The sequence below is a fragment of the Mycobacterium ostraviense genome, assembly GCF_002705925.1.
Classification (GTDB): domain Bacteria; phylum Actinomycetota; class Actinomycetes; order Mycobacteriales; family Mycobacteriaceae; genus Mycobacterium; species Mycobacterium ostraviense.
In genome coordinates this window covers 2,982,523-2,997,710 of sequence record NZ_NKRE01000001.1, presented here as the reverse complement: position 1 = coordinate 2,997,710, position 15,188 = coordinate 2,982,523, and the positions used below count along the sequence as shown (strand labels likewise).

Genomic DNA, 15,188 nt, shown 5'->3' with positions numbered 1-15,188 from the left:
GCCAGGCTAACCAGAGCCGGGGTACCGGTCAATTCACAATGAACTGGCGCCATCAGCGGCGCCGTCGCCGTCGGTGTCACGCAGCCTTACGTTCCAATGCCCGTCCCCGTCGGTGTCGACATATGCGGTCATACCCTCGTCCCCGGCACACAGCACCCGGTCGGCCCGCCCGTCGCCGTCGGCGTCGATCAGCCAGTCGTCTGCATGGCCGTACCCGTCGAAGTCGACCAGCGGACCGCCGGTGTGCTCGACGCCATCCAGCCCGAACCAGCGCACCTGTCCGCCCCGGTCGACTGCGACCGCCCACGTCCCCGACCCGTCATCGGTGAAGTAGCTTTCCGGCGTGCCGTCATTGTCGACGTCGAGCACGGCATGGTCGGCCAGCCCGTCGCCATCGAAATCGGTCAGCGCATCGTCGCGCATCCCATCGCCGTCCACATCGAGCCCGATCGCATCGAGCCGGCCGTCACCGTCGAGATCGAGGTCGGGTGCACGGTTCCAGATGGCCGCAGACCCGTCGTCCCCGCCCACGCAATACTCCACAACCGTTCTGACGCAACGCCGAAGTTAGTGGTTCCCCCGAGTTTTCCACCAGGCCAACAGTTCGGCGGTGGCTTCCTCGGTGCTCAGCGGCCCGCGGTCCAGCCGCAGTTCTTTCAGGTAGCGCCACGCCTCACCCACCAGCGGGCCCGGCGGAATGTCGAGCAGCTTCATGATCTGATTACCGTCGAGATCCGGGCGAACCCGAGCCAGATCCTCTTGGGCGGCCAGCTCGGCGATCCGCTCCTCTAGCCGGTCGTAACTGGCCTGCAGCCGGGCCGCGCGGCGCTGGTTGCGGGTCGTGCAATCGGCACGCACCAACTTGTGCAGCCGCGACAGCAACGGCCCGGCGTCGGTGACATAGCGGCGCACCGCGGAATCGGTCCACTTGCCGTCGCCATATCCGTGAAACCGCAAATGTAGATACACCAGCTGCGAGACGTCGTCGATCATCTGTTTGGAGTACTTGAGCGCGCGCATCCGCTTGCGGACCATCTTGGCGCCGACCACCTCATGGTGGTGGAAGCTGACCCCGCCGTTGGCCTCGTGCCGGCGGGTGGCGGGTTTGCCGATGTCGTGCAGCAGCGCCGCCCAGCGCAGTGCCAGGTTCGGGCCCTCGTCTTCCAGCGCGATCGCCTGCCGCAACACTGTCAGCGAATGCTGGTAGACGTCCTTGTGCTGGTGGTGTTCGTCGATCGCCATCCGCATGCCGCCGACCTCGGGCAGCACCACCTCACCCATGCCGCTCTGCACCATCAGGTCGATGCCCGCGATCGGGTCGTCACCCAGCAGCAGCTTGTCCAGTTCGGCGGCAACCCGCTCGGCGCTGATCCGGCCCAGCTGCAGGGCCATCTCTTCGATCGCCGTCCGCACCCGCGGGGCAACGGTGAAGCCCAGTTGGGAGACGAACCGCGCGGCGCGCAACATCCGCAACGGGTCGTCACCGAAGGACTCCGACGGTAGCGCCGGAGTGTCGAGCACCTTGTCGCGCAACGACGCCAAACCGCCCAGCGGATCGAGGAACTCGCCCGGACCGTTCGGCGTGACTCGCACCGCCATAGCGTTGACCGTGAAGTCGCGGCGTACCAGATCGTCGTGGAGGCGGTCGCCGAACGACACCTCGGGGTGCCGCGACACCTGGTCGTAGCTGTCGGCCCGAAATGTCGTGATCTCCAGCCGGTAGGCGTCCTTGCCGACGCCGATGGTGCCGAAGTCGATCCCGGTGTCCCATACCGCATCGGCCCAGGACCGCACGAGCTTCTGTACCTGCTCGGGACGGGCGTCGGTGGTGAAATCCAGATCGGGGCTCAACCGGCCCAGCAGCGCATCGCGCACCGAACCGCCGACCAGATACAACTCATGACCCGCTTTAGCGAATACCGACCCGAGTTCGCGAAGCACGGCGGCATGCCGATTGAGGGCGACCGCGGCCGCGGTCAGCAGGTCGGCGTCCTGGACGGTGTCGGGCACGTTCGATCAGCCTAATCGGAATCGATCGGCGTGGCGTTGACAGGTAGCTGACGGGTATTTGCCGGCTCGTCGAGAGAGGCCGAATCAACCGCGTGGGGTTCAGTCGGATGGCCGTAGCACAGTCGCGCGAAGGTGGGCATCGCTGTCCTCCAACCCAGAGACTTCTGTGACCCAAGTGGCCGACGGGACTCGCCCAGTCCGCGGCCAGCCACCCACCGGCGTGCCCGCGCGCGGCCCGGCCACCCGAACCTGCACCGACGACGCAGCCCCAACGGCGAGTACATCGGGAAGACCAGCCCGTGCCAGCTAATATCGCTTGGGTGTCGCAGGGCGAACAAGCCAAACCACGTCGGCGCCGGGGCCGGCGCCGCGGTCGTGGCGTTGCGGGTTCCGCCGAAAATGCTACGGACATCCAACCTGCCGGCAACGGCGCCGCCACCCCGTCATCGGCAAGACCTGCCCGGCCGCGCTCGCGTCGCGGCCGTCCGGACCGGCTGCGCACGGTGCACGAGACATCCGCCGGAGGCCTGGTCATCGACGGTATCGACGGGCCGCGTGACGAGCAGGTCGCGGCGCTGATCGGCCGCATCGACCGACGCGGACGCATGCTGTGGTCGCTGCCCAAGGGCCACATCGAAATGGGCGAGACGGCCGAACAGACCGCGATCCGCGAGGTCGCCGAGGAAACCGGAATCCGCGGCAGCGTGCTGGCCGCGCTGGGTCGCATCGACTACTGGTTCGTCACCGACGGCCGCCGGGTGCACAAGACCGTGCATCACTATCTGATGCGCTTTTCGGGCGGCGAGCTTTCCGACGACGATCTCGAGGTCGCCGAGGTGGCCTGGGTGCCGATCCGGGAGCTGCCGTCCCGGCTGGCCTACGCCGACGAACGCCGCCTGGCCGAGGTGGCCGACGAACTGATCGACAAACTGCAGACCGACGGCCCGGCCGCACTTCCCCCGCTTCCGCCCAGCTCACCGCGGCGACGGCCGCAGACCCACTCACGCACCCGGCACGCCGACGGATCGCCGCCGAGCCGAAAGAACTCGCACGGGCCGTGACTGCGTTGCGAGTGCCTTGGGCCGGTTTGTGGCGCCTCGCCGCCGTGATCGGCATCGTGGCCGGTTTCGCGGGCGTGCTGCAAGCACCGCGTGCGACCGCGGGTGAGCCCACCCCCACGCCCTTCGTGCAGGTGCGCATCGATCAGGTGACCCCGGACGTCGTCACCACCACCAGCGACCCGGTGGTCACCGTCAGCGGCACGGTGACCAACATCGGTGACCGCCCGGTCCGTGACGTGATGGTCCGGCTCGAGCATGCCGGGACCGTCACGTCGTCGGCGGCCTTGCGCACCTCGCTCGACGGCACCACCGACCAATACCAGCCGGCCGCCGACTTCGTCACCGTCGCCCCGGAACTGCAGCGCGGACACGGGGCGGGGTTCACCCTGTCCGCTCCGCTACGATCGCTGACCAAGCCGTCGTTGACCATCGACCAACCCGGTATCTTCCCGATCCTGGTCAACGTCAACGGGACACCCGACTACGGGGCCCCCGCCCGCCTCGACAACGCCCGGTTCCTGCTGCCCGTCGTGGGAGTGCCCCCCGACAAGTCCGATAAGTCAGCGGCCTACGACACCGCCGTCGCACCGGAAACCACCAAGCCGGTATGGATCACCATGCTGTGGCCGCTCGCTGACCGGCCCCGGCTGGCCCCCGGCGTCCCGGGCGGCACTATTCCGGTGCGGCTCGTCGACGACGACCTGGCCAACTCGCTGGCCAACGGCGGCCGACTCGACACCCTGCTTTCCGCGGCCGAGCTCGCCACCAGCCGCGACGTCGACCCCGAGGGCGCCGTCACCCGCGCGCTGTGTCTGGCAGTCGATCCGGATCTGCTCGTCACCGTCAACGCGATGACTGCCGGCTATGTGGTGTCCGACTCGCCCGACGGCCCCGGGCAGTTGCCCGGCACCTCGACCCACCCGGGAACGGGCCAAACCGCGGCCACTATCTGGCTGAACCGGCTGCGCGCGCTGGCTCATCGCACCTGCGTGGCACCGCTTCCGTATTCCCAGGCCGACCTGGACGCCTTGCAGCGGGTCAACGACCCCGGGTTGAGCGCGATCGCCACCCTGAGCGCCGGCGACATCGTCGACAAGATCCTCGACATCAACTCCGTGCGGGGTGCAACCCTGATGCCGGACGGGCCGTTGACCACCCGTGGTGTCGACCTGCTGAGCGCCAACGATGGCATGGTCGCGATCGCGGCCGCCGACTTTGCCGCCCCGGAAACGGCTCAAGGAACCTCCGCCAACCCCGATATCACCCCCCGGCGGCTGTCCCCGCAGCTGGTCGCGGCGCCGTTCGACCCGGCCGTCGGCGCCGCGCTGGCCGCGGCCGGCGCCAACCCGATCGTTCCCACCTACCTCGACTCGTCGCTGTCGGTTCGCATCAGTCACGACTCGGCCACCGCCCGCCGCGAGGACGCCTTGGGTGCCGTGCTGTGGCGCAGCCTGTACCCGGATGCCGCCCCACGCACCCAGATCCTGGTGCCACCGGCGACGTGGAACCTGCAGGGCGACGACGCGCAGGCCATCCTGACCGCCCTGGCCACCACCATTCACGCCGGACTGGCCGTGCCGCGTCCGCTGCCTGCGCTGATCGCCGACGCGGCGGCGCACACCGAGCCACCGCAGCCCCCGGGCACCGAGGCCAACCCCGCGACCGCCCGCGGCCGGTTCAGCGACGACATCACCTCGCAGATCGCCAGCCAAGTCGGCCGATTGTGGAAGCTCACCGCGGCGCTGACCACCGATGACCGCACCGGGCTGACCGGCGTGCAATACACCGCGCCGCTTCGCGAGGACATGCTGCGCGCGCTGAGCCAGTCGGTGCCACCGGATACCCGCAACGGCCTGGCCCAGCAGCGGCTGGCGGTGGTCGGCAACACCATCAACGACTTCTTCGGTGCGGTCACCATCGTCAACCCGGGCGGCTCCTACACCCTGGCGACCGAACACAGTCCGCTTCCCCTGGCGCTGCATAACGGTCTGGCCGTACCCATCCGGGTCAAGCTGCAGGTCGATGCTCCGCCCGGCATGACGGTCACCGACATCGGGCAAATCGAGCTGCCGCCCGGATATCTGCCGCTGCGGGTACCTATCGAAGTCAACTTCACCCAGCGGGTCGCCATCGACGTCGCGCTCAAGACGCCCGACGGCATGGCGCTGGGTGAACCGGTGCGGTTGTCGGTGCACTCCAACGCCTACGGCAAGGTGCTGTTCGCCATCACTCTCACCGCCGCGGCAGTGCTGGTGACACTGGCCGGACGGCGGCTTTGGCACCGGTTCCGCGGCCAGCCCGACCGCGCCGACCTGGATCGCCCCGACCCGCCCCCGGCCCGGCACACCCAACAGCATGGTGCGCCCGACCGTCGGGTCGAAGAAGAGCATCGGGTATGAAACCGGCTCCGCGGCGAGTGCACCCAGCGACGCAGCGCCCGGATCCGCCGCCGGCCCCGCGCCGGGCCGAACTGTCCGACGCCGCCCTGGTGTCGCGATCGTGGGGAATGGCCTTCGCGACGCTGATCAGCCGGCTCACCGGCTTCGCCCGGATCGTGCTGCTGGCTGCGATCCTGGGCGCCGCGTTGTCCAGCTCGTTCTCGGTGGCCAACCAGCTGCCGAACCTGGTGGCCGCGCTGGTCCTGGAAGCCACCTTCACCGCGATCTTCGTGCCGGTGCTGGCCCGTGCCGAGCGGGACGACCCCGACGGTGGCGCCGCGTTTGTGCGCCGATTGGTGACGTTGGCCACCACGCTGCTGGTCGTGGCCACTGTGCTGTCGGTGGCCGCGGCACCGCTGCTGGTGCGCCTGATGCTGGGCCGCAATCCGCAAGTCAACGAGCCACTGACCACCGCCTTCGCCTACCTGCTACTCCCCCAGGTCCTTGTCTACGGCCTGTCGTCGGTGTTCATGGCGATCCTGAACACCCGCAACGTGTTCGGGCCGCCGGCGTGGGCGCCCGTCGTCAACAACGTGGTCGCCATCGCGACCCTGGGGGTGTATCTGGCGGTCCCCGGTGAGCTGTCGGTCGATCCGGTCAAGATGGGCAACCCCAAGCTGTTGGTGCTGGGAATCGGGACCACGTTGGGGGTGTTCGCCCAAACTGCCATGCTGCTGGTGGCGATTGGGCGTGAGCACATCAGCCTGCGGCCGTTGTGGGGAATCGACCAGCGGCTCAAGCGATTTGGCGCGATGGCCGCAGCGATGGTGCTGTATGTGCTGATCAGTCAGCTCGGCCTGGTCGTCGGCAACCAGATCGCCAGCACGGCAGCGGCCTCGGGCCCGGCGATCTACAACTACACCTGGCTGGTGCTGATGCTGCCGTTCGGGATGATCGGTGTCACCGTGCTGACCGTGGTGATGCCGCGACTGAGCCGTAATGCCGCCGCCGACGACATCCCGGCGGTGCTCGCCGACCTGTCGCTGGCCACCCGGCTGACCATGATCACGCTGATCCCCACAGTGGCCTTCATGACTGTCGGCGGGCCGGCGATGGGGAGCGCGTTGTTTGCCTACGGACATTTCGGCCAAGTCGATGCCGGATACCTCGGCGCCGCGATCGCGTTGTCGGCGTTCACCTTGATTCCCTACGGGCTGGTGCTGCTGCAACTGCGGGTGTTCTACGCCCAGGAGCAACCATGGACGCCGATCGTCATCATCGTGGTTATCACCGGCGTCAAGATCATCGCCTCGCTGCTGGCACCGCACGTCACCGAAGACCCCGAGCTGGTTGCCGGCTATCTGGGACTGGCCAACGGGCTCGGATTCCTGGCCGGCGCGACGGTCGGCTATTACCTGCTGCGACGGGCGCTGCGGCCCGGCGGTGGTCAGCTGATCGGCGTCCACGAGGGCCACACCATCCTGGTGACGACCGCCGCCTCGTTGCTGGCCGGCCTGGTTGCCCACGTCGCGGATCGGCTGCTCGGCCTGGCTAAGCTGACCGCCCATGGCGGTGGGGCCGGCTCACTGCTGCGGCTGCTCGTTCTGGGGCTGATCATGGTGCCGATTCTGGCCGCGATCATGCTCGGCGCGCAGGTCCCGGAGGCGCAGGCGGCGCTACGGGTGATCCAGCATCGCCTCGGCATTCGGCCGGGCAAACCCGGTCGGCGCGCGGTCACCGTGGCGGACGGATCGTCTGGCCGGCACCGCGTCACGTACCCTGAGCAAAGAAAGTCGTCCCCGCCGGGGGAAACTGCGGTCCATCAGCCGATCCGGCGCAGACCTCCGGCAATCAGAGCTGGGATAGCGAAAGGACCGGAGGTGACCGACCGCCCATCGGATAGTGCCGCCTCGTCCGACGCCGTCTCCGGCACCGACCTACCGCGGCCCGTTGCCGATGACTTTCACCCCGACATTCCCGCCGACCCCGATCGGGGTGCCGGGTCGCGGCCCCGCCGGCCCGACCGGCTCTCCGGCGACGCCGATACCCACGGACCGATTCCGTTCGATGCGCCGCGCGAACGCGGCCCGGAACCGTCGGTGCCGCGAGACGACGTCAACCTGGTTCCGGGCGCCCGTATTGCCAACGGCCGCTACCGTCTGCTGATCTTCCACGGCGGCACACCGCATCTGCGGTTCTGGCAGGCCTTGGACACCGCGCTGGATCGCCAGGTGGCGCTGACGTTCGTCGACCCGGAGGGCGCGCTGCCCGAGGAGGTGCGCCAGGGGATCCTGGCCCGCACCCTGCGGCTGAGCCGCATCGACAAACCCGGTATCGCGCGGGTGCTCGACGTCCTGCACATCGGTTCCGGGGGTCTGGTGGTCGCCGAATGGATCCGTGGCGGTTCGTTGCGCGAGGTCGCCGAGACCGCGCCGTCGCCCGTGGGGGCAATCCGGGCGATGCAGTCACTGGCCGCGGCCGCCGACGCCGCGCACCGCGCCGGAGTGGCCCTCTCGATCGACCACCCCAGCCGGGTGCGCGTCAGCATCGAAGGCGACGTGGTACTGGCCTATCCGGCGACCATGCCGGAAGCCAACCCCCAGGACGACATCCGTGGCATTGGCGCCGCGCTGTATGCCCTGCTGGTCAACCAGTGGCCGCTGCCGGAGTCCGGGACCCGCAGCGGGTTCCCCCAGGCCGAACGGGATGCGTCCGGTGAGCCCGTCGAACCGACCGTCATCGACCGCGACATTCCCTTCCAGATCTCCGCCGTTGCCGTACGCTCAGTCCAGGAGGACGGCGGAATACGCAGTGCTTCAACGCTTTTGAACCTGCTTCAGCAGGCGACTGCGGTGGCCGATCGGACCGAGGTGCTCGGTCCCGTCGAGCCGGCGCCGCCGGTCTCGGTGCGCCGCTCGGCCGCGGAGGACGGGGAAGCCTATGCGCGGCGTCGCCGCAACCTGCTCATCGGTATCAGTGCCGGCGCCGCCGTTCTGCTGGTCGCTCTTCTGGTTCTGGTCTCGGTGATCAACAAGGTCTTCGGCAACGTCGGCGCCGGCCTCAACCGGGACCAGCTCGGCCTGAACACCCAAACGTCGTCGGCGTCGGAGGCCAGTTCCGCCCCCGCCGGCAGCACCGTCAAACCCACCAAAGCCACCGTCTTCTCCCCCGACGGGGAGGCCGACAACCCAGGCCAAGCCGATCTGGCTATCGACGGCAATCCCAGCACTTCCTGGCAAACCGACACCTACACCGACGCCGTCCCGTTCCCGGCTTTCAAGAACGGCGTCGGATTGATGTTGCAGCTGCCGAAGCCGACCGTGGTCGGCGCCGTCACCATCGACATTTCCAGCACCGGCACCAAGGTCGAGATTCGCTCGTCACCGACGCCGAACCCGTCGAAGCTCGACGAAACCTCCGTGCTGACCTCGGCCACCGCACTCAAGCCCGGCCACAACACCATCGCGGTCAAATCGTCGGCACCGACGTCCAACCTGCTGGTGTGGATTTCAACATTGGGCACCACCGACGGCAAGAGCCGCGCCGACATCTCGGAGATCACCATCCAGGCCGCATCCTGACCGCACAGCCCCGCAAACGAGTGAAGTGCCCTGCGGCTACCGATTGGTTACTGTCCGGCCGTGGGTTTTGGGGGCAAGCGGGAACGCAGTGACGCCGAGCTGTTGGCGGCTTTCGTCGGCGGCGAGCACCGAGCCTTCGAGCAGTTGTTCCTTCGCCATCAGCGCCACCTGTACCGGTTGGCCCGGCTCACCAGCCGCACCCCGGAAGACGCCGAGGACGCACTGCAAGAGGCGATGCTCTCGGCGCACCGGTGCGCGGCGTCGTTTCGGTATGACGCGGCGGTCAGCAGCTGGCTGCACCGCATCGTGGTCAATGCCTGCCTGGACCGGTTGCGCCAGGCCAGGGCGCGGCCGACCGCCCCGCTCGACGACGTGCATCCGGTTCCGGATGCAACGGCTCGAGTCGAGACGGAGATCTTGGTGCAGCGAGCGCTGCTGCAGCTTCCGGTCGAACAACGGGCCGCGGTGGTCGCGGTCGATATGCAGGGGTACTCGATCGCCGACACGGCACTCATGCTGGGTGTGGCCGAGGGCACCGTCAAGAGCCGCTGCGCCCGCGGGCGGGCGCGGCTGGCGCGACTGCTGGGCTACCTCGACACCGGCGCCAACGCTTTCGACGCGAGTTAGCACAGATCGGCGCGCCGCACTGCCGCGCGGGGCGCGCATCGTCATCAAGCTGTGCATGACGGACACTGGGGCGGATGAATGGAACCGGACACGAAGCCGACGCGAATCCGCCGCTGACCGTCGAGCTCCTCGCCGACCTGCAGGCAGGTCTGTTCGACGACAAAGCCGCCGCCGGCGTCCGCCGACGAGTCCGCACTGACCCGCAGGCGGCGGCAATCCTGCGTGCACTGCAGCAGGTACGCCGCGACCTCGCGGCCGCCGGAGCTGATCCGGCGTCGGCGCCGGATCCTCCCATCGATGTCACCGCCAAGGTTTCCCGGACGCTGCGGTCCGCGGCTTCCAGTGACTCGGCCGCCACTCACGCAGCCCGACCGCGCATCCGCCCGGCGAAAATCCTTGCCGGCATAGCCGGGTGCTGCGCGGCCGTCGCGGCGATCGGTGTCGGTACCGCCGCACTGGTCACTGCGCCCGCACCGGCACCGAGCACACCCGCCACCGCAATGCACATCACCGTCTCGACGCCGCCGCCGGTGATTCCGCTGCCGCACGAACAGATCCTGGAACTGCTGCAACGCACACCCGACTACGGCCCGCTAGACACCGCCCTCGCCGACCCGGCAAGGCGCGCGTCCTGCCTGAGCGGGCTGGGCTACCCGGCGTCCACGCAGATCCTGGGCGCACGGCCGATCGACATCAACGCCCGCCCCGGCGTGCTGCTGGTGGTCCCCGGTGACGTCGCCGACACTGTGGCGGTCTACGCGGTGGCGCTCAACTGCAGCGCCGCGGATACCGGCCTGTTGGCCAGCACCACGGTGACCCGAGCCACCGGCTCGTAGCGGCATCCCGACATGGTCCGGCGCGCGGAGGGGAACACCAGTGCCTACGCTGGCGTTCATAAAAGTCCGAGTCCAGCTTTCCGCACCCGAAAGGCCCGCATGACTGCCGCCTCCGCCACTCCAGACACCATCCACGACGTGATCATCATCGGCTCCGGTCCTGCCGGGTACACCGCCGCTCTCTACACCGCCCGGGCGCAGTTGGCTCCGCTGGTGTTCGAAGGCACCTCGTTCGGCGGCGCACTGATGACCACCACCGAGGTGGAGAACTATCCGGGTTTCCGCGACGGCATCACCGGTCCCGAGTTGATGGACCAGATGCGGGAACAGGCGTTGCGGTTTGGTGCGGACCTGCGCATGGAGGACGTGGAGTCGGTATCGCTGGACGGACCGATCAAGTCGGTCGTCACCGCCGAGGGCGAAACCTACCGCGCTCGCGCCGTGATCCTGGCGATGGGTGCGGCGGCGCGCTACCTGCACGTGCCCGGCGAGCAGAAGCTGCTCGGGCGCGGAGTGAGTTCCTGTGCCACCTGTGACGGGTTCTTCTTCCGCGACCAGGACATCGCCGTCATCGGCGGCGGTGACTCGGCCATGGAGGAGGCTACCTTCCTGACCCGGTTTGCCCGCAGTGTCACGCTGGTGCACCGCCGCGACGAGTTCCGGGCTTCCAAGATCATGCTCAACCGCGCCCAGGCAAACGACAAGATCAACATCCTGACCAACAAGGTGGTGCTCGCCGTGGACGGGGACACGACCGTCACCGGACTGCGGTTGCGCGACACCGCCACCGGTGAAGAAACCACACTGCCGGTAACCGGCGTCTTTGTCGCGATCGGACACGAGCCGCGTTCCGGCCTGGTGCGCGATGCCGTCGAGCTGGATCCAGACGGCTACGTGCTGGTCAACGGCGGCACCACAAGCACTTCGCTGGACGGGGTATTCGCCGCCGGAGACCTGGTCGACCGCACCTACCGGCAGGCGGTCACCGCAGCCGGCAGCGGTTGTGCCGCTGCCATCGACGCCGAACGCTGGCTGGCCGAACGCGAAGCAACCGGGCACGCAGACAGTACCGACACCTTGATTGGAGCACAACAATGACCGATTCCGAGAAGTCCGGCGCCACAATCGAAGTTTCCGACGCTTCCTTTTCCACCACCGTGCTGTCTAGTAATAAGCCTGTGCTGGTTGACTTTTGGGCCACCTGGTGCGGCCCGTGCAAGATGGTGGCGCCGGTGCTCGAAGAAATCGCCGCGGAGCGTTCGGGCAGCCTCACGGTGGCCAAGCTCGACGTGGACGCCAACCCGCAAACCGCCCGTGACTTTCAGGTCATCTCGATTCCCACGATGATCCTGTTCAAGGACGGCCAGCCGGTGAAACGAATCGTCGGGGCCAAAGGGAAAGCAGCCTTGCTGCGCGAGATTTCCGACGTGGTACCGAACCTCGGCCAGTAGCTCGGCCGACACCCCATTCGCGACAAGTCTAGGACCGTGCTGATCTATTTGCCGCGCTGCACAGAGTCCTGGGTACCCCAGGCCTAGCGGTGCGCAATGTGCCCATCTTCGAGCGACAAGCCCAGGGGTGCAACGAATTTGTCGGGGAAAGGCGGGCAAAGCGAGACACCCCGAACCGCGGAGACTGATGTGGCTGATGAGAAAGCCGCCGTCCTGGGGTGTAGCGGCGATCCCGCTTGCATACCGTCGGTTGCGGCCGGGATTCGAAATGCGGCGGTCAGGTTAAATTTACTGTAACTATCTGATCTGACGCGAAACCAGCTCCCGTGCAGCCACTTTCGTAGGCCATTGGCGCACGCCTGAATCGCCCGTATCCGCACCGCCGAAAACGACGACCGACTTGGGTCGCAACACCAGAACGTCAGCGTCTTGCTTTTCCCATCGGTCTAAATGGCTCCGGCTTTGGTCGCCCTCGCTTTGTCACACTCGAACCCTGTTATCTGTCAGCGGAATTCGCGTGGAACGGTCGCTCGTTGCAGCCCCCAGCGATTCAACGCCTGCGCTGCACCGGGTTGATTATTTCTATTTATGATCCGAGACCTCGAATGTATCGGCGCGTCGTTGCCCAGAGTCAGCGGCCATGGTCCAATCGGTCGGTCGTTGGATACCGCGAATTCGGCAACATCTGGAAACCCGCGGAGTCATAAAACATTAGAACGAGGAGTGTCGACTTGACGCTGCGGGTGGTTCCTGAGGGTTTGGCCGGCGCGGCTGCGGCGGCGGAGGCGTTGAGTGCTCGGTTGGCGGCTGCGCATGCTGCCGCGGCGCCGTTGATCACGGGAGTGGTGGCTCCAGCGGCCGACCCGGTGTCGCTGGCTACTGCGGCGGAGCTCAGTGCCTGCGGTGTGCAGCACGTAGGGATCGCCACTGAGGGTGTCGAAGAGCTGGCCCGCTCGGGTGTGCGCATCGGTGAGGCCGGGGTCAGTTATGCCGCTGGTGATGCCACCGCAGCGCTGATGTATGCCCCTGCGGCTGGTTTGGCATGATCGCACCGATCTGGATGGCGTGCCCGCCGGAGGTGAACTCGGCGATGCTGCGCGCTGGTCCGGGGCCGGCCAGCTGGGAGGCACGGACCTCCCCCGGTTTCCCGGAGACTTTTTTTATTTGGGACCGACCCCCTCGAGTGGGAGGGTAGCCGCTTGGGGGTGGTGCTGCTGGTTGTCCTTCCAGGCAGCTTCATATTCGTCGGGTGAGAGCCCGCAGAGGCCAGCTTGGATGCGGCGGGGGTTGTACCACCGGATACTTCCTGTTCGCTGCCACTGCACACTTCCTTCCTCCAGGCTCTCAAGATCAAACCTGGTTCGGAAGTCTCCGAGAAACCGGGGGAAGCACAGAACTGGTCAGCGCATATCAATCGATGGCCTCCACGCATGAATCCAACACGTTGGCAATGAACGCCCGCGGCATGGCCGAAGCCGCCAAATGGGGCGCCTAGCCTAAAGCATCCGGTGGAGGCCAGTCCCGCGGGGCTGGCCTCCACCGTGTTTGGTCCCGTGCGCAGGCCGTTCAAAACCGATTCACTTCATTTCGGACACGGCGAAATGCAGCAAGCACAGAGGCGCCACCCGTCAATGTAAGCAACTCACGATGAGATCGCCCAAACCATCATCGCCCCGCTCCGGACAGCCATCGCAAGCTGCAACGCGCTCACTGCAGCAAAGAACATCGGGATTACCCAATCCGACCAGGTTTCGTTGCAAAAGCCGTCACGGCCACCATCCACCGCGCCCTACCGTCATCATCGCAGTTGTAGTGCTGCGACCAACCGTCACCTGGACGACGCGTCGGGCCCCAGATCAGCCTGGGGTTTTCCCGAAATTGGGAAGCGTCTGCGACAATAGCGGCTAGCTGTGTTGCATTTGTCAGCGAGATCAGTGAGTCCTGGAGGGCCTTTGGTATGCCGAGTCCGCGCCGCGAAGACGGCGACGCGCTGCGCTGTGGTGACCGTAGCGCCGCTGTCACCGAGATCCGCGCTGCGCTGGCCGCGCTGGGGATGCTGGATAATCCCGACGAAGATCTGATCACGGGCCGCCACGTTGCGCTCGAGGTGTTCGACGCCGAACTCGACCAAGCGGTACGTGCCTTCCAGCAGCATCGCGGATTGCTCGTTGACGGCATCGTCGGCGAGGCCACCTATCGGGCGTTGAAGGAGGCTTCCTACCGGCTCGGCGCCCGCACGCTCTATCACCAATTCGGTGCGCCGCTATACGGTGACGATGTCGCGACACTACAGGCCCGACTTCAGGATCTCGGGTTCTACACGGGGCTGGTCGACGGATATTTCGGGTTGCAGACCCACAATGCGCTGATGTCGTATCAGCGTGAGTACGGGCTCGCCGCCGACGGTATCTGCGGGCCAGAAACGTTGCGGTCCTTGTACTTTCTTAGTTCACGGGTCAGCGGCGGCTCACCGCACGCGATTCGGGAAGAGGAGCTGGTCCGCCGTTCGGGTCCCAAGTTGTCCGGCAAGCGCATCATCATCGATCCCGGCCGCGGCGGTGCCGATCACGGCCTGATCACCCAGGGCCCGGCCGGGCCGATCAGCGAGGCAGACGTCTTGTGGGACTTGGCGAGTCGCCTTGAAGGACGAATGTCGGCCATCGGCATGGAGACCTTCTTGTCCCGCCCGGCCAACCGCAGCCCGTCAGACGCCGAACGCGCCGCCACCGCCAACGCGGTTGGCGCAGACCTGATGATCAGCCTGCGCTGCGAAACCCAAGCCAGTCCTTCGGCTAACGGCGTCGCCTCGTTCCACTTCGGTAACTCGCACGGGTCGGTGTCCACCATCGGTCGCAATCTGGCTGACTTCATTCAGCGAGAAGTGGTGGCGCGCACTGGTTTACGGGACTGCCGTACCCATGGCCGGACGTGGGATCTGTTGCGGCTGACCCGGATGCCGACCGTTCAAGTCGACATCGGCTACATCACCAACCCCCATGATCGGGAGATGCTGGTCTCGACACAGACCCGCGACGCCATTGCCGAAGGTATTCTTGCCGCAGTCAAGCGCCTCTACTTGTTGGGCAAGAACGATCGACCCACAGGCACTTTTACTTTCGCCGAGTTATTGGCCCACGAGCTGTCGGTGGAACGGGCCAGCAGGCTCGGCGGTTCCTGAATTGTCTTGAGTTCCAGGGCGCATCGTTTTCGAGCCGTCCGAGGGTGTTGCCCGGCCTAGAACTGG

At 67.0% G+C, this 15,188-nt stretch carries 11 protein-coding genes and 1 pseudogene; 10 read left to right on the top strand and 2 right to left on the bottom strand.

Going from position 1 to position 15,188, the window contains the following annotated elements:
• Positions 1 to 33 precede the first annotated feature (33 nt).
• Together CDN38_RS13710 and CDN38_RS13705 are read right to left on the bottom strand one after the other, a co-directional pair.
• A complete protein-coding gene (locus CDN38_RS13710; RefSeq protein ID WP_075512753.1) occupies positions 34 to 543 on the bottom strand; it encodes a pullulanase in 510 nt (169 codons plus the stop codon).
• Positions 544 to 567: 24 nt separating this feature from the next.
• Complete coding sequence (locus CDN38_RS13705; protein ID WP_075512752.1) at positions 568 to 2,010, bottom strand: CCA tRNA nucleotidyltransferase; 1,443 nt, start codon at positions 2,008 to 2,010, stop codon at positions 568 to 570.
• A gap of 320 nt (positions 2,011 to 2,330) precedes the next feature.
• Here CDN38_RS13705 and CDN38_RS13700 point away from each other — a divergent pair, with 320 nt between their 5' ends.
• The 10 genes and pseudogenes from CDN38_RS13700 (at position 2,331) to cwlM (ending at position 15,122) form a co-directional block, all read left to right on the top strand.
• Entirely contained in the window at positions 2,331 to 3,071 is a 741-nt protein-coding gene (locus CDN38_RS13700; protein WP_075512751.1) for an NUDIX hydrolase, read from the top strand.
• Positions 3,068 to 5,470: a hypothetical protein gene (locus CDN38_RS13695; protein ID WP_075512750.1), complete on the top strand. Its 2,403-nt coding sequence runs from the start codon at positions 3,068 to 3,070 to the stop codon at positions 5,468 to 5,470. Before CDN38_RS13700 ends, CDN38_RS13695 begins: the two co-directional genes overlap by 4 nt.
• Positions 5,467 to 9,030: a lipid II flippase MurJ gene (locus CDN38_RS13690; RefSeq protein ID WP_075512749.1), complete on the top strand. Its 3,564-nt coding sequence runs from the start codon at positions 5,467 to 5,469 to the stop codon at positions 9,028 to 9,030. The genes CDN38_RS13695 and CDN38_RS13690 overlap by 4 nt, the downstream gene beginning before the upstream one ends.
• Before the next feature lie 60 nt (positions 9,031 to 9,090).
• On the top strand, positions 9,091 to 9,657 hold the full coding sequence (gene sigM / locus CDN38_RS13685) for an RNA polymerase sigma factor SigM (RefSeq protein ID WP_075512748.1): 567 nt from the start codon (positions 9,091 to 9,093) through the stop codon (positions 9,655 to 9,657).
• 74 nt (positions 9,658 to 9,731) lie between these two features.
• Entirely contained in the window at positions 9,732 to 10,493 is a 762-nt protein-coding gene (locus CDN38_RS13680; RefSeq protein WP_075512747.1) for an RsmA family anti-sigma factor, read from the top strand.
• 99 nt (positions 10,494 to 10,592) lie between these two features.
• Positions 10,593 to 11,591 carry a thioredoxin-disulfide reductase gene (trxB, locus tag CDN38_RS13675; RefSeq protein ID WP_075512746.1) on the top strand — a complete coding sequence of 333 codons (999 nt, stop codon included), beginning with the start codon at positions 10,593 to 10,595 and terminating at the stop codon, positions 11,589 to 11,591.
• Positions 11,588 to 11,944: a thioredoxin gene (gene trxA / locus CDN38_RS13670; RefSeq protein WP_075512745.1), complete on the top strand. Its 357-nt coding sequence runs from the start codon at positions 11,588 to 11,590 to the stop codon at positions 11,942 to 11,944. The genes trxB and trxA overlap by 4 nt, the downstream gene beginning before the upstream one ends.
• Positions 11,945 to 12,675: 731 nt before the next feature.
• Complete coding sequence (locus CDN38_RS13665; RefSeq protein WP_075512744.1) at positions 12,676 to 12,990, top strand: PE family protein; 315 nt, start codon at positions 12,676 to 12,678, stop codon at positions 12,988 to 12,990.
• A 347-nt stretch (positions 12,991 to 13,337) separates the two neighbouring features.
• A pseudogene (locus CDN38_RS13660) lies at positions 13,338 to 13,439 on the top strand (WXG100 family type VII secretion target); the annotation flags it as partial.
• 462 nt (positions 13,440 to 13,901) lie between these two features.
• Entirely contained in the window at positions 13,902 to 15,122 is a 1,221-nt protein-coding gene (gene cwlM / locus CDN38_RS13655) for an N-acetylmuramoyl-L-alanine amidase CwlM (RefSeq protein ID WP_075509254.1), read from the top strand.
• The last annotated feature ends 66 nt before the right edge of the window (positions 15,123 to 15,188 follow it).

Bases quoted from the DNA above. Each gene is read 5' to 3' on its own strand.
- CDN38_RS13690 (WP_075512749.1), top strand. From the start codon at position 5,467: ATGAAACCGGCTCCGCGGCGAGTGCACCCAGCGACGCAGCGCCCGGAT.
- CDN38_RS13680 (WP_075512747.1), top strand. From the start codon at position 9,732: ATGAATGGAACCGGACACGAAGCCGACGCGAATCCGCCGCTGACCGTC.
- trxB (WP_075512746.1), top strand. From the start codon at position 10,593: ATGACTGCCGCCTCCGCCACTCCAGACACCATCCACGACGTGATCATC.
- trxA (WP_075512745.1), top strand. From the start codon at position 11,588: ATGACCGATTCCGAGAAGTCCGGCGCCACAATCGAAGTTTCCGACGCT.
- cwlM (WP_075509254.1), top strand. From the start codon at position 13,902: ATGCCGAGTCCGCGCCGCGAAGACGGCGACGCGCTGCGCTGTGGTGAC.